19 protein-coding genes and 1 pseudogene are annotated in these 14,054 nt (G+C 49.9%); all 20 read right to left on the reverse strand.

The annotated features are described in order from the left end of the window. Positions 1 to 84: 84 nt before the first annotated feature. Complete coding sequence (locus tag SCACP_RS13070) at positions 85 to 402, reverse strand: hypothetical protein (RefSeq protein WP_425057978.1); 318 nt, start codon at positions 400 to 402, stop codon at positions 85 to 87. Then, positions 399 to 761 carry a hypothetical protein gene (locus SCACP_RS13075; RefSeq protein WP_425057979.1) on the reverse strand — a complete coding sequence of 121 codons (363 nt, stop codon included), beginning with the start codon at positions 759 to 761 and terminating at the stop codon, positions 399 to 401. Before SCACP_RS13075 ends, SCACP_RS13070 begins: the two co-directional genes overlap by 4 nt. Positions 762 to 1,036: 275 nt before the next feature. Then, entirely contained in the window at positions 1,037 to 1,828 is a 792-nt protein-coding gene (locus SCACP_RS13080; RefSeq protein ID WP_425057980.1) for a phage tail tube protein, read from the reverse strand. A 6-nt stretch (positions 1,829 to 1,834) separates the two neighbouring features. After that, positions 1,835 to 2,227, reverse strand: a complete 393-nt coding sequence (locus SCACP_RS13085) for a DUF3168 domain-containing protein (RefSeq protein ID WP_425057981.1) — start codon at positions 2,225 to 2,227, stop codon at positions 1,835 to 1,837. Next, positions 2,224 to 2,586, reverse strand: a complete 363-nt coding sequence (locus SCACP_RS13090) for an HK97 gp10 family phage protein (protein ID WP_425057982.1) — start codon at positions 2,584 to 2,586, stop codon at positions 2,224 to 2,226. Before SCACP_RS13090 ends, SCACP_RS13085 begins: the two co-directional genes overlap by 4 nt. Further along, a complete protein-coding gene (locus SCACP_RS13095; protein WP_425057983.1) occupies positions 2,570 to 2,908 on the reverse strand; it encodes a phage head closure protein in 339 nt (112 codons plus the stop codon). The genes SCACP_RS13090 and SCACP_RS13095 overlap by 17 nt, the downstream gene beginning before the upstream one ends. A gap of 8 nt (positions 2,909 to 2,916) precedes the next feature. Then, entirely contained in the window at positions 2,917 to 3,183 is a 267-nt protein-coding gene (locus SCACP_RS13100) for a head-tail connector protein (protein ID WP_425057984.1), read from the reverse strand. Further along, on the reverse strand, positions 3,176 to 3,403 hold the full coding sequence (locus SCACP_RS13105; protein ID WP_425057985.1) for a head fiber protein: 228 nt from the start codon (positions 3,401 to 3,403) through the stop codon (positions 3,176 to 3,178). Before SCACP_RS13105 ends, SCACP_RS13100 begins: the two co-directional genes overlap by 8 nt. Positions 3,404 to 3,413: 10 nt before the next feature. Beyond that, positions 3,414 to 4,610, reverse strand: coding sequence for a phage major capsid protein (locus SCACP_RS13110; RefSeq protein ID WP_425057986.1), 1,197 nt, complete (start codon positions 4,608 to 4,610; stop codon positions 3,414 to 3,416). Between the two features lie 20 nt (positions 4,611 to 4,630). Next, positions 4,631 to 5,324 (reverse strand): annotated as a pseudogene (locus SCACP_RS13115) (head maturation protease, ClpP-related). 40 nt (positions 5,325 to 5,364) lie between these two features. Next, entirely contained in the window at positions 5,365 to 6,594 is a 1,230-nt protein-coding gene (locus tag SCACP_RS13120; RefSeq protein WP_425061401.1) for a phage portal protein, read from the reverse strand. Positions 6,595 to 6,670: 76 nt separating this feature from the next. Then, on the reverse strand, positions 6,671 to 7,003 hold the full coding sequence (locus tag SCACP_RS13125; protein WP_425057987.1) for a type II toxin-antitoxin system RelE/ParE family toxin: 333 nt from the start codon (positions 7,001 to 7,003) through the stop codon (positions 6,671 to 6,673). Beyond that, a complete protein-coding gene (locus SCACP_RS13130) occupies positions 7,000 to 7,305 on the reverse strand; it encodes a type II toxin-antitoxin system RelB/DinJ family antitoxin (RefSeq protein ID WP_425057988.1) in 306 nt (101 codons plus the stop codon). The genes SCACP_RS13125 and SCACP_RS13130 overlap by 4 nt, the downstream gene beginning before the upstream one ends. Before the next feature lie 241 nt (positions 7,306 to 7,546). Beyond that, complete coding sequence (locus SCACP_RS13135) at positions 7,547 to 9,094, reverse strand: terminase large subunit (protein WP_425057989.1); 1,548 nt, start codon at positions 9,092 to 9,094, stop codon at positions 7,547 to 7,549. After that, positions 9,087 to 9,572 carry a phage terminase small subunit P27 family gene (locus tag SCACP_RS13140; RefSeq protein ID WP_425057990.1) on the reverse strand — a complete coding sequence of 162 codons (486 nt, stop codon included), beginning with the start codon at positions 9,570 to 9,572 and terminating at the stop codon, positions 9,087 to 9,089. The genes SCACP_RS13135 and SCACP_RS13140 overlap by 8 nt, the downstream gene beginning before the upstream one ends. A 114-nt stretch (positions 9,573 to 9,686) precedes the next feature. Further along, on the reverse strand, positions 9,687 to 9,902 hold the full coding sequence (locus tag SCACP_RS13145) for a DUF4314 domain-containing protein (protein WP_425061402.1): 216 nt from the start codon (positions 9,900 to 9,902) through the stop codon (positions 9,687 to 9,689). Continuing rightward, positions 9,892 to 10,350, reverse strand: coding sequence for a gamma-glutamylcyclotransferase family protein (locus tag SCACP_RS13150; RefSeq protein ID WP_425061403.1), 459 nt, complete (start codon positions 10,348 to 10,350; stop codon positions 9,892 to 9,894). Before SCACP_RS13150 ends, SCACP_RS13145 begins: the two co-directional genes overlap by 11 nt. 92 nt (positions 10,351 to 10,442) lie before the next feature. Then, positions 10,443 to 11,333, reverse strand: coding sequence for an amidoligase family protein (locus SCACP_RS13155; protein ID WP_425057991.1), 891 nt, complete (start codon positions 11,331 to 11,333; stop codon positions 10,443 to 10,445). A gap of 187 nt (positions 11,334 to 11,520) precedes the next feature. Beyond that, entirely contained in the window at positions 11,521 to 12,762 is a 1,242-nt protein-coding gene (locus SCACP_RS13160) for an IS110 family transposase (protein ID WP_425057927.1), read from the reverse strand. Between the two features lie 313 nt (positions 12,763 to 13,075). Continuing rightward, positions 13,076 to 13,906, reverse strand: coding sequence for a hypothetical protein (locus SCACP_RS13165; protein ID WP_425057992.1), 831 nt, complete (start codon positions 13,904 to 13,906; stop codon positions 13,076 to 13,078). Positions 13,907 to 14,054: the final 148 nt, after the last annotated feature.

Genomic DNA, 14,054 nt, shown 5'->3' on the forward strand with positions numbered 1-14,054 from the left:
CGCTTTCGCGAAAATAGTTTGACTTTCTTGCATACTAAACGTTAAAAACTATACAAGAAAGTTTAGTCTTTCTATCTAACCTCGTCATCCTACGCTGGCTAAAAGCTCTTTCATGTCCGTCTTGGCTTGTTCTTGCGTTACTTTTGGTTTTTCTTTCGGCTCCCGGCCGAGGAGCATATCCACCGTAACCGGCTTTTTCAAATCGCGTGACGTACAGGTGTTAATAATGGAAGCGACAAAACCAGCTGTCATGATCTGTTCCTGCTTGGTTCGCCAGTGATAGCCTTCTGCCAGTTCGTAAAACTCGCCGAAGGTCAGGCGGCCAAATTCCCAGGGCTTTAAGCCCAACGGGCCGTAAGCCACCGGTGCGGCTTTTTCGATCCACTGGGCTACGGTGGTCACTCGTTTCCCTCGTCTGGCTCCTCCTCAGCATCTTCCGCGCTGGTTAGACCCTCGCCCATAATCTTCGAGGCCTTGATGGCCTCCCCGATCTTGCCGGCCAGTTCCCCAAAGCTGCCGCCGGCTTCCATGTATTCCTGCATCATCAGCCCCACCCGCTGCAAGGTGATCCCTTTTTCCGCATGCTTGAGGCCGCCCCACAGCAAAATGCGGATGGCCGAAAAGCCTGCCGCCATGGGATTGCTCATCACATAGAGCAGGGATTTTCCTCCCATCAGCTCTTCCATCTCGGCAGCTGAGTTAATATCGTAACGCAGGCGGCGCTCCTTGCCGCCGATGGTAATAAACACGGGTTTGGTCATTTGATAGCCCCCTTAAGGTTAAAGTTTGATAAGGCCAAACGTACTGCCTCAATTTTTGATATACTAACAATAGATAATCACGCACCCAAGTCAGGACGACTAAACGTAGGTCTGGCTTGCGTAGCGCCGGATTGCGTACAAACCGCGCCGGTTGCACCGAGATTATTCAGAAAAGCTTCCGCTCCCTCCACAAAGGATCTTTTGTGGAGCGTAGTCCCAGAAGGCCCGACGTCCTCTGGAGACACAGGAAGCTTTTCTTTTTTTATCCAAAAACTTTACTGTGCCGGAGCTACTCCTGCGGTTGTATTAGCTGAAACCGGAGCCGCCGTCAAGCCGGCGCACGTCCCGTTGGCAATGGCAATATTGAGCGTGCTGTCATTGGCCGCCGCAGTCAAAGCCGTCAGCTCCACCTTTGTGCCATAGCCGCCCACGCTGAATTTGGCGGTCACCGCACTGTCCGCCGCCAACGCTTCACGGGCTTTTTGCGCCACCACGGCCGCCGAATCGCCCAGCGCCACGGCCACGCTGATAGCTTTGGGCGAGCCGGTCATGCCGGCGGCAGTTACTGTGAAGATGGCGTTGCCGGCGGTCGTAACGGCACCGACAACCTCTGCCGTTTCCACCTGTTTGGTGCCGTTTACTTCTTCCGGTGCGCCACACCCGTCCAGTTTAATTTTGTAGGTCGCTACACCATCATGCGGCGATTCCTCGGATAGATCGGTAATGGCCGCATAGCCTTGGAATTTCGAGCCGTCTTTTCGGACATACCGCACATGCACCAGCTCACGGTTGGCAAACACTGTGAGCAGCTTGGCCCGGCCTGCGTCAATGCTTAAACCTGAGGCGTCAGTCAGCATCACCGCATCGGCGTCAATGCTCCAGGACATCATGCCGGGTACACTGGTTTTCCACGCTCCCGACTGTTTATTAGATGCATCAATTTGCTCAGCAGTTAGACTCAAGGTCGCGCCCCGCTGGCCGCCAATCACTGTCCAGACCGGCGTTTCGGCCGTCCCGGTATTGACTTTTAACAGAAAATCCACGCCATCGCTGGGAATCAAAGGCATCTTTCATCACTCCTTGGTATCAATAATCGTAAACCGAAAAATTACCGTTGCTTCGCGGTGTGTTTCCATGCGCTCGACTGTATGGCTGTCCACGCCTAAAAGCACGACCTGCCACCCGTCGGTTAAAACCAGTGGCTCTTTTTGTATCGCCGCAATGGCCGCATCGCCAAGCTCCGCCACTTCTTTGTCCCCTTGGTATTCGCTGATCATCTTAATGGTGGCTGTTACCTCGGCCCCGGATATTGTCTTTGTCGTCCAGCCTTGAGCCGTTGTGTCGGTCAGCACCACATAGGGCGCTTTTTTGCCTGCCGGCACATAGTCATAAACCGGAGCGGTCATCTTTCCTTTTAGCCGCTCATACAGCGCCTTGTTGAGCGGCGACACTGGCGAGCGCTTCATCGTTTCACCTCATTTCGCACCGCTTGACGGATCTTGGCCTGAATGCCGGGCAGCAGCTCACTTCGCGCCCGCTGGGCAAAATGTTTGCCCTTCACGCCCCGTTTAGTGCCGTATTCTTGGAGTGGGGCATGCGGCGCCTTGGCTCTGACCATGCGGGTGATGCCGTATTTGCCTTTGCGGTTCACGATGCTTTTGCGCAGCATACCGCTTTTGACCGGTGCCAGTTCGCGCTCGCGCTTTTGGATGGCCTTGGCCCCTAGCTCTGTTTCCTTTTCAATGGCCTGAGTTACATTAGTGGAAATGAGATCGCCGAAGGAAATGCATTGATCAATCCCTGTTATTCTAATCGTCGGCCGCATCGGCCACCACCTCCCGGCATTCCAGCCTTAAATATGCATGTTTTTCTTCGATATCTATGGGCGGCCCGATTTGCTCGAACTCCCGGCTGCCGTATTGAATCCTATCCGTCACCGCCACATCGCGGCGATAGCGGATTGTGATACGGTAGAGTATTTCCGGCTCCATTTGTTCATACTGATCCGATAATTTGGCGGTTACGGCCGTGATTTTCGCCCACATGGCGGTGCGCGGCGTGTAGACGCTAGCGTAGCCGCCTTGCCCGTCAGCCACTTTTATTTCCTGCTTGAGCGTAATGCGGCAGTTCAGTTCTCCTGGATTCATATCATCACCTACCAGAGATGCGCGCGGTAGGGCGAAAGTAAGGTATATACGACCTTAGGGATATCTTCGCCTACGCGCTGTTCATAAAAATGCCCGATTAAAATTAGTAAGGCTTGCTTAACAGGCGTTGGTGTTTCACTGGGCAAAGGTGCTTGCAGGTAGTTTTCCGCGTGAGATATTGCCGCGGCACAAAGAGCGGTGAGCAGGGAATTTTCCTCCTCACCGTCAATGCGCAGGTATTCCTTTATTTCCGTAAGTGTCAGCACTTCAGCCATGACTTTCTTCCATTAGGCCGGCAGCTCTCAGCTTTGCCAGCAGGGCATTAAAATCCGCCACCAATTCAGCTACGCTCGCGGCACTGCTGTCAGCTTGCGTTTCTGCCTGTTTAAGCTGTGTACCGGCAAAGGTCAGTCTGCCTTCTCCGGTGATGGCAAGGGTACCACCGATTACCGTTCTTTCCCCGCCCTGCTCAGTATAGTTTTTGACGTTACTCATCGCTTTCCACCTACGCTTTCATCTGCAGTACCTTGATGGCTTCGGCTAGAATCAGCTTGCCATCAACACGTTGCGTGGCCTTAAAGCCCACTTGTCCGGTTACGGCAAAAAGCTCATTTAATCGCTGGAAGCTTCTGCCCTGGCGGTCGGCCACCCAGTAATAGCTAAAGTCGCCAAAAGCAATGGTTTTTGCGCCTGCCGCTATAGTCGGGACATAGGCTGAGGTTTTGAGCGGGCGGTTTAAGATGGTATCCGGATGCCCGGCAGTAACGGCAGGCTGCCAGAGGTACTGGCCGTTACCGTCTTTTAGTTTGCGGATGGCCTTTACGGTCGCGTCATTGGTCACGAAAACGGCATTTTTGCGGTACGGTGATTTTAAGGAATAAAACAGATCCATGATTTCGTCGATGGTTATGGCTATCGCGCTGGCGGTCGTAACTCCCACCCCGGCACCACCAGTGGCATTGAAAATGCCGGTAGGCTTGCCAACGCCGTCGCCGATAAAGAAGGCTTCTTCTTCCTTGGCGCCAATACGCCGTGCAAATTCTTTAGCGATGTACCGCTCAAGGTTAAACACGCTGTCGTTTAAGAGTTCTTCCGATACCTTGATCATGGTCGCCAGCTTATAGGCTCCAATGGAAACCTGTCCAAAGGCATCGTCGGCTTCGGGAATAACCCCTTCTTCATCCACCCAGGAAGCAGTCCCCTTGGTGGCGACCACTGGAATCTTCTTATCACCAGAGGAGGTGGTGATGACCTTAGCGAGCTGCCGGAAGATGTTTTCTTCCTCCAAGGCTTCAACTAAAGTACGCTCAAATTCGTCCGGCACCAGGTAGCCGCCTTCGGAGTCGGTGCCGACCTGCAAGGCATTTTGCACATCAAAGCTGTTTTTGTTTTTCATCGCTTTCCAAAAAGCGGCTTTGTATTCGCCGGATGCCCGACCGGTTTTTTCCGTCTCTTGGTGCTGGCTAGGCTTATTGGTAATGGCGGCGGTGGTAGGCCTGGACAGTTCGAGATCCAGCACCGCTTGACGTTCCAGGCGGTCGATTTCTTTGCCCAGGTTCACCACATCGGCTTCCATTTTTTCATAGGTGGCCGTGTCTTCGGCCGATAAGAGGCCGTTTTCATTTCGCCGGGAATCTAAGAAAGCTTTGGCGCTGTCCCAAAGCTTGGCGCGTTTTTCACGCAGTTCCAGTATTTTGTTCATAGTGAGTTCCTCCCCGTTTTTTATTTCAAGAGTTCCAGTCTTGTCAGCAGTTCTTTGTGCGGTGTACCCGCCAATGCAGCCGGCTGCTTGGCTTTATCCCTGGGAAGCTTGCGCAAGAAAGCATTGGTGACGGTGAAGCGGTCAAAAATAAAACCCTCTGCCGTGCCTTCCGTTTCAGGCGCGTAGAGGATTTTATCAGCAAACCCGAGTTCCACCGCTTTTTGGGCGCTGAACCAGGTTTTCAGCATCCATCATGCTTGATATTTTGCTGCGGGATAGACCCGTTCGCTGTTCATAGGCGTTGATGATGCTCTCCTTGACCTCGTTCAGCATTTTGATGCCGCTTGCGAGAACCGCAGCTTCCCCAAAGATAACCATGGCCGGATTGTGAATCATCATCATGGCGACCGGCGACATCACAATTTCATCACCGGCCATGGCGATTACCGAGGCGGCGCTGGCCGCAATTCCGTCAATCTTGACGGTAACCTTGCCCTCATATTCCTTGAGCATGGTGTAGATCTGGCTGGCTGCAAAGACATCACCTCCTGGTGAATTGAGCCAAACGGTGATGTCGCCACTTCCGCTGTTTAGCTCGGCTTTAAATTTTTTCGGGGTGATATCGTCGTCAAACCAGCTGTCCTGGGCGATGTAGCCGTCAAAGTACAGGGTGCGGCCCGCTTCGTTTTTTACCCAGTGCCAAAATTTTTTCATACCCATCTCCTCATTTTGATTTTGAAATGGACTTATTGTGTTAAGTTTTATCCTCACCACCTCCGTATCTTTTCGTCCACGCCCCGGCACTTGCCATATCTACAAAGTTGCCGTTGACCAAAAGCTTGTTGCCGCCCAGTTCATCGGGTATCAGGTTCATTTCCTCCAGTTCGCGGATGTCATTGGCTGACATGATTCCGTTCTGCCGCATGGTTTGGTAAAAGGCGGCCCGTGCGGCGGCATCGCCCCGCAGGCGGCCGTTTAGATTGAACTTAATGCAAAGAGTGCGCTTTTCCGTTTCCGAAAACAGCGCTCTTTGCAGGGATTGTTCAATTCTCGTCACCCAGGGAACGATGGTGTTGTCGATAAAGCTGATGGATTGGTGCTCAATGTTCGAAAATGTCGCGCGGTCAAGGCTGGCGACCAGATGGGGCGGCACGCGAAAAATCCGGCAGATTTCTTCAATTTGGAACTTGCGGGTTTCTAAAAATTGGGCCTGCTCCGGCGGTATGCCAATACTTTTAAACGACATTCCTTCTTCTAAAACTGCTATCCGACGGGCATTGGCGCTGCCTTGATACACAGCATTCCAGCTATCTCTGATTCTTGCAGGGTCTTTTACTATGCCGGGATGCTCCAATACACCGCCAGGGGTGGCGCCATTAGCGAACAGTTTTGCGCCATATTCCTCGGTGGCTATTGCCATGCCAATCGCGTTTTTGGCCATGCCAATGGGCGAATAGCCGATCAGGCCGTCAAAGCCAAGCCCAGGAATGTGGAGAACCTCGCAGCGGTTTAAGAGATATGTTTTGCCGTCTTTTTCGTATTGGTAGTATAGCTGGCCTTGGTCATTGCGATTGACGATCATTTTGTTGGGCAAAAGCGGATACAAGCCAATCACTCTGCCCCGGCCGTCTCGGATAATTTGGGCATAGGCATTGCCCCATAACAAAAGATGACCCATCAGTGTTTCACGAAACACGAACGAGGTCATCTCCGGGTTTGGCTCGCTGTGGAGCAAGTAGTATATGGGATGGTCGAGGGCTTTTTCTTTGCCGCTAGCAGTATATTTGTAGGTGTGAAGCGGCAGGGAGGCGATGGTTTCGGCCAGTATCCGCACGCAGGCGTAGACCGCCGTTGTCTGCAGTGCCGTCCGCTCATTAACCGTCTTGCCGCTGGAGCTGGTGCCGAAGAAAAAACTGTAGGCACTGCCCCAGAAGGTATTCTTCGGGCTGGCTCTTGTCGGAAAAAATCTTGATAAAAAGGGGATTTTCATGTGTCACCTCCTGAAAATGGGCATGAAAAAAGCACCGCAGTGGCGATGCTCCTCATATTAATTCGCTTTTTTAAATCTTTGTTCCTTTGTATAACTGTTCCTCAATATTCCGCCCACCGTACATGATACGGATGATTACAACTGTTTCTTTATCTTCAACAGGCAGATAAAACACTAGGTAATTGTCAACCGGCAAAACCCGAAGCCCTTGGCTGTGCCACGGTTCTTTTTCATACAGGCGGCAGCGGAAAGGCATTTCATTCAGTTTTGCCGCAGCTTCCATAATCCGTTTCGCCTGTCTCTTCGCAATTTCAGGCTCAAGCAGCGAGAAAGCAATGTATTCGTAAATCCCGCGCAGGTCATTTTCCGCCTGTTCGGTATAAGCCACCTTCCAAGCATTCATAGCCCGTAATCCTTGCTCATCCTATCAGAAATCTTTTCCGCCGTGACAACCTTTCCGCTTTTCAAATCTGCCATGCCTTTCTCGATTTCTGCGTTAAACCGCTCCTCGCTGAGTTGTTCTATCGACAACGGCTTATGTTGAGGGAGTTTCATATCAAAAGGGATTCCGCGCTGGAGTACAACCTGGCGCAGAAAAAGTCCGATTGCGTTGGACATCGGGATGCCAAGCTGCTCAAGCACCTTTTCGGCCTGCGCCTTAATTTCAGGCTCAACACGGGCAAATATATTCGCTGTCCTTGCCATTTCAAAACGCCTCCTTTATTTATATTATACCCAATTATATTGCATTATGAAAGCGTTTCGCAATATTATATGAACAGCAACCCCTATTAAGCAATCATCGCCACTACGGACAGATTGACATATTCCTCTTTAATGAGTATAGTTTAGTTAACCGAACTCACCACGCCTCTTCATTGAAAGCGTACCAGGGTGGGACTTTTTTATTTATGTTGTCATTCTACATGGCCATCCCTTTATCCTATCAAAGCACCAATATCCCCCTCTCGTCATACACGCTCCCGCTATAGCCGCCATTTCGGATGGCCCTATCAAGTGCCATAATTAAAGCTACAGCACCGTCAATGCGCTCGGTGCTTTTTTCTTTGTCCGGCTTGATGTTGCCGGCCGGATCGGTTTTGACATAGATGTTATCCATCATCCAGCGCAGCACCGGATTGCCGCCATGAGCAATTTTTCTTTCCAAGGTCAGTTTCATCAGTTCCTTCGTAGCCGGTGACATATCTTTGTAGCCTTGGCCAAACGGCACAACGGTAAAATCCATACCTTCCAGGTTCTGTACCATTTGCACCGCGCCCCAGCGGTCAAAGGCGATTTCTTTGATATGGTACTTGGTGTTTAGTTCTTCAATAAAGGCTTCGATAACGCCATAATGCACGACATTGCCGGCGGTGGTTTTAATGTAGCCTTGCTGCTGCCAGATATCATACGGCACATGGTCGCGCCGAACCCTTGCAGCCAGGTTGTCTTCAGGAATCCAAAAGTATGGCAGCACGATAAACCTATCATCTTCCGTAAGCGGCGGGAAAACCAGCACAAAGGCGGTAATATCGGTGGTGCTGGATAAATCCAGCCCGCCATAACAAATCCTGCCTCTTATTTTTTCGGGATCGATGGGAAAAGCACACTCATCCCACTTGTCCATCTGCATCCAGCGCACCGACTGCTTGACCCATTGGTTAAGCCGAAGCTGGCGAAACAGGTTTTCCTCGGCCAGGTTTTCCTTGGCGCTTTGAAAGGCGGCCCTGACCTTTTCTATGTCAATGGTATGGCCTAAAGATGGGTTGGCCTTGTACCAGTTTTCTTCCTTCGTCCAGTCGTCATCGTCGTCAATGCCGTAAATTACGGGATAAAACGTCGGATCAATCTTGCGCCCCGCTAATATATCTACTGCTTTTTGGTGTACTTCCCAGCAGATCGAGTTGCGGTCGGTACCGGCGGTGGTAATGAGGAAAAATAGCGGCTGGGTTCGGGCATCCCCTGAGCCTTTGGTCATGACGTCATAAAGATCACGGCTGGGCTGTGCATGCAGTTCGTCAAACACCACGGCATGCACATTGAGCCCGTGCTTGGTGTAGGCTTCGGCCGATAATACTTGATAGAAGCTGTTGGTTGGCTGATACACCAGCCGCTTTACCGATATGATAGGCTTGATCCGTTTTTTGAGCGCTGGGCACTGGTCTACCATGTCGACTGCTACATCAAAGACTATGGAGGCCTGCTGGCGGTCAGCAGCGCAGCCGTATACTTCGGCGCCCCACTCGCCATCGCCGCAGGTCATATAAAGGGCTACGGCAGCGGCAAGCTCGCTCTTTCCATTTTTTTTGCTAATTTCAATGTACGCCGTATTGTATTGCCGGTAGCCATTCGGTTTTACCGTCCCGAAGATATCCCGGATAATTTTATCCTGCCAGGGCAAAAGTTCAAAAGGTACGCCTCGCCACTGGCCTTTGGTGTGCTTTAAACAGTTGATGAACTGAACCGCACGCTGTGCTTTTGTTTCATCATACACTCCTCTTACCTCCGTTTATTAAGATAAGCTCCATCGGATCGGATTCGTGCTCGGGATTTTCGCCTGCCGCTATTCTGCTTCTGGCCGAGGGTGTCAGCCCGAACTGTTCGCAGAATTTCAGCATGATTTTTAGGTTTGTCTGGGCGATGGACACCTGCGGCACCTGCTGCAGATAGCCGTTTGGAGTGCGGATGATGGTGCCATGCTGGGTGATAAATTCTTCGGCTTCCTTCCAGCGGGCAAAGGCTTGGCAGTATCCGGCAAACGCCGCCATATCCATCTCGGTCAAAAGCCCCAGCTGCTCTAATATCTTGCCCATGCGCTTCCATTCTTTTTTTGCTTCGTCTTCAAGCCAAGCCGGACAGCGCGGGGCTTTTTTATCTGGCTTGGGTTCGTTGTTATTGAGCGGCCGTCTGCCCGGATTGCCTTCCAGCTTCTTAATTGCCGTCGGTTTTGGTTTTCTTCCTCGTAGCGCCATCAGCCCCACCTCCTCTCATTGGCTTTGCTGGCATGAAAAAAAGACTTCCGAAGAAGCCTTGTATCGGGCTATACGAGAAACAGCCCCTTCAAGGGCTGCTCTCGGTTAAATGTTTCAGTCTATCTTTTTACACAAGTCCTCGCCGTAGACCACGCTCAGGCTGCCGCCGCTATCCCAGGAAACCATAATGCTTCCCATGTCGTCTACGCCGGTCACTGTTCCTCGCGTGCCAATGGGCGCCTGCTCATCATTCATGCGGATAAGCTCTACCCTTGTGCCGGCAGGATACTGCTTGCGCAGATGCTCGACGATTTCTTTTTTAACAAACATCGCCATGTCCCTCGGCAATACTATTTTCAAGCGCCTTGGCCAAAATTTCCATGTCAAAGTGGAACTTAACATACGCAGCTTCGATTACTTTGTAGTATCGCTGGCTGGGTTTGCCAAGGGGCCTCTGTTCATCCATGATATACACCATGGCCTGTTTTTGCTTGCCATTTACAAAAACAGTCAGGTTTTTCTTGTAGTAGAACGTTGGAAAGCCTTCATAACGGTCAAGGCTTTGTTCATCTTTTTCAGTTATTTCCCAAATTAGAACTGGAACGGTACAGCCTTTTGCCGGTTCAATGGTGGCATAGGCACCTGTCTGCGATCCTTTAAAGAGCAGCCGGTAGCCTTCCACTTGTGATGCGCCAATCAATTTTGCCGCTGGGCAGCGGTAGGCCATCTGGCCAATATCCATGTTGCTGCCGTACGCGATGTAAAGTTTCGTTTTCATCATCTATTCCATCCTTTCTGCAAGGCCGCTGTTGCCTTTTACCGCCAAAAGGGCGGCTGTTTCCGCCCTTTTAGCGCCTTTGGCTAAATCCTTCAAGCAGCCTGTCTCCAGGCCGAGTTGCCTTCAAGGTGTTTTAAAAAGTGCAGCCTGCAGGTTTTAAATTCGTCGCCGATAAGCCCCAGGCGCAGCATCCAGCATCGGAAGGCGTATTTTTCGTTGTCGGTTACCGTTCTTTTAGCTGAGGCCTTTTTCTGGGTCAAAGCCTGATTGCAAACCGCAAGGCAAAATTGTATGTAAGCTTTAATTTCCCCCGCATGGGTGGTGGAGTTAAACAGTCTGAATTCAACCGTTCCTTTGGTAAAAGTGGCGTGCAGGTTTAGTCCATGGTAGCGGCTGTTATGGTAATGGCGGTTTCGGCTTGTCGGGTCTTCGGCATACCAAATATCGGCTAGTTGAGCCATTGTTTTGGGCTTCTCGCGATTAATGGCGTCAAGCAGTTTTTCATTGGTCTTTTTGCAGTACCGCAGGCGCTGTTGGTCTATCTGCAGGGCTTTGTAAAGAATGTCTTCTTTGCTGGCAATAATGTTGACGATGTTGCGGAGAGTCTGCGGTGTAAATTTTTCTGCTCCCACATGGATGTGAATTCCGCAGGATGGGTTTGTAAACGCGCCCTTTTTTCTTAGCTTTCTGACCAGTTCCTGTACATCCTCGATATCTTCGTAAGTAAGGATGGGGCTGACCACTTCGGTCTTGTATTCGTCGCCGGCCAAAACCCTGACGCCGTTGGCCTTTTTCTCGGCGGTAATGCTGGCGTCGCTTACCACCTTCCAGGTTCTGCCCCTGTTGTCTTGGGCTTCATACGCGCGGTAAGCGCCTCCGGCGCAGCCGCCTTCTTTGCCAAAGTAGGCGCCAATCACTTTGCATGCTTCTTCTCTGGTGATGCCGGTCAGTTCGATTTCAATCCCGAATTTTAATGTTTTCATATGTTTCCCGCCCTTTCAATACTTGTGTGTTTCTTTTGTCAGTACTATATATAATACGAAACCCTTCTATCGTGCCGTGTATGCATTACACCGTACTATTAAAAGGAAGTCAAGACAAACAGACCGGTATTCAAAGTGAAAAAAACCAGCCTAAATCAGGATACTAAGTTATCAATTAGGGGTTACTTTATGCTGGAAGTAGCTTCAGTCCTAGTCTTTGGGCTTCAGCAATAAGTTTGTTTCTTCGGATTTCCTCGTGTCGATTCTTTGCCTGTCCGTAGCGAGTTTCGTCATATAATTCGCCAGTAGTAAGCATATGATAAATAATTGTTAGGAGCTTACGTCCAAGTGCAATAATAGCTTTCTTCATTCCCCTTCGTCGGCTTAATTTCCAGTACCAGTCCCTCAAATAAGTCTTTTTATTTCTTGTTGCTGCCCATGAGCATTGGCAGAGTATATTTTTGAGTTGTAAATTACCCTTTGATAGCCTGGTGGACTTTTTCTTCCCTGCACTCTCGTTGTTACCCGGACACATACCTGCCCAAGAGCATAGATGCGCCGCGGTTGGGAACATGTTTAGGTCTGTTCCAATCTCAGAAATGATAGTAATTGCTGTTAAACGTTGTATGCCGGGAACTGTTTCCACTAATCGTATGGCTTCCTCAAATTTTCCAGCACACTCCATTATTTTCTTTTCAATATCTTCAATCTCCCGAAGGCATTGTTCAAAATTACGTACCAGCATGGACAAAAAGCTCCGCTCGTGTTCATTTAGACGGCCATTTACAGCTTGCTTAATATCGTCAAGCTTTTTTCTTGCCGTACCACGCAAATGAGACAGAACATCATCGGGCGAGATATACCCAACATCGCAAAGTTTATGAATTAAAGAAATACCAGACTGCCCAAAAATGTCGGTCAAGAACGTGGACAGCTTAAACCCGCACTGTTGTAAATATTTCTCCACCCGATTTTTGTGACCAGTCATCTCTTGCACAATGGTCTTTCGATAACGCGTCCAATCACGTAACTCTCGCACCTGTCTTGGCGGTATGTAGCTTGCATTCAACAATCCAGCCCGAAGCAAACCGGCAATCCATTTGGCATCATTAACATCCGTTTTTTTGCCCGGCACGTTCTTCATGTGACGTGGATTGGTGACCGTTATATTGATGCCACCTTCCTCCTCAAACACAGCTTCTAAAACATTATAAATCGGAAACCAGTAAACGCCTGTACTTTCCATTGCTACCTCACGGCAGTTGTTCTCAATTAACCATGACTTTAGCTTGTCCAAACCGCTTAGTAATGTGGAAAATTCTCTAATCTCCGAAGTTGGCTCCTGGCCCAATACACCTTTGAGCAGACAGGCTACCACAACCTCTTTATGTACATCTAATCCGCAGCAAACCTCCAATAAATCTCGCATTCCATCAATCCCTTAAAATAAAATGTGCAGAATGGCTTGCTTAGGGAAATTTGAAAATATAATACTCGTGCTATTCCTTAGCGAACTACGCATAGGGCAACATGTAACTGTGCTCCAAAGCAAGCCCAGTCAAGATCACTCGCAAGCTAAAAAAGCTTAGATGTATAGCGACTCTATTCTGCAATCATATTTTTAAATTCTGCACCAGTTTCATTCGTGACTGTGCAAATACTTTCATGGAAGATCACTCTAAAAGCACAGATTATCCAGTACTATTTTTGAATACACACAAGTATTTTTGTGGGTGGAAAGCCTATGATGACTGCGTTATAACCTTATTTTCCAAACTGGCCTGCTTGGCTTTTTTAGCCAGCAGGCGTTCTTTATGCTTTTCCTGGTTTTCAGTTGTGCGGAAGGCAGCGCTGCCTGAAAGCCTTGCCAAAAGTACCTTGCGGGCTAATTTAAAGGCGTCGCCATTCATGCCTAGTCGCAGCAGCCAAGTGCGCATGGCGTATTTGGGGTTTTCTTCTTGCGCCGGTTTGAAGGAAGAACGCTTAAGCTTTTTGGCATATTCGTTCATGCAAACCGCCAAGTCACAAAATGCCGCCATTTCATCCGGCGTCGGATTGTCTTTCACCAGCTTTATGGTCAGTGTCTGCTTTTCAAAATCCAGTTCTAAGCCCGGGCAGCATCCAGCTTTGGATTCAGCCAAAAACACCTGAAAGGCCTTCATATCCACGAAACTTCTCTGACCAAGCTCCTCTGCCAAACTTTTCTCCACGAGCGGGCGTGGCAGGTCAAAGGCGCTAACAAGCAAGTGTTCTTTGCTGGCAAGCATATTGACCAAATTCCGCAGGCTAACTGCCGTATGCCCCGCCAGCGGCAGTTGGGCCGCATATCCTTCGGCCGGTAGTTCACCCGGCTCGCTTGGCACCGTCTCGGTAATTGGCTCCACTGCGTCCTCGCGCAAAAGTTCCTCGGCCGAAACCTCGCGCCCCGAAAATTCACGGATCACGCCGTGGCGGTCGATGTTGAAGGTTCCCGCGCTGCATTTGAGTTCATAGGCGCAGCTTGGCATGCCCAGATATTTTGCTTTGACTTGCCATCTTGCTTCCAAGGCCTGAACCAGTTCTTTTCTTGTCATTTGCTTTTCCTCCCTGTGTATTGGTAGTCTATATATCCCTCTAAACACAGGAATTAGCAAGCGGAATGTGCAAGTATTTTTCGCAAATTTTCCCTTACGTTTTCGACGGTTCAGAACGATCATAAACCATTTTTAGCTGCAGCAGAGA

The organism is Sporomusaceae bacterium ACPt, assembly GCA_041428575.1.
Classification (GTDB): Bacteria; Bacillota; Negativicutes; order Sporomusales; family Sporomusaceae; genus Sporomusa_D; species Sporomusa_D carbonis.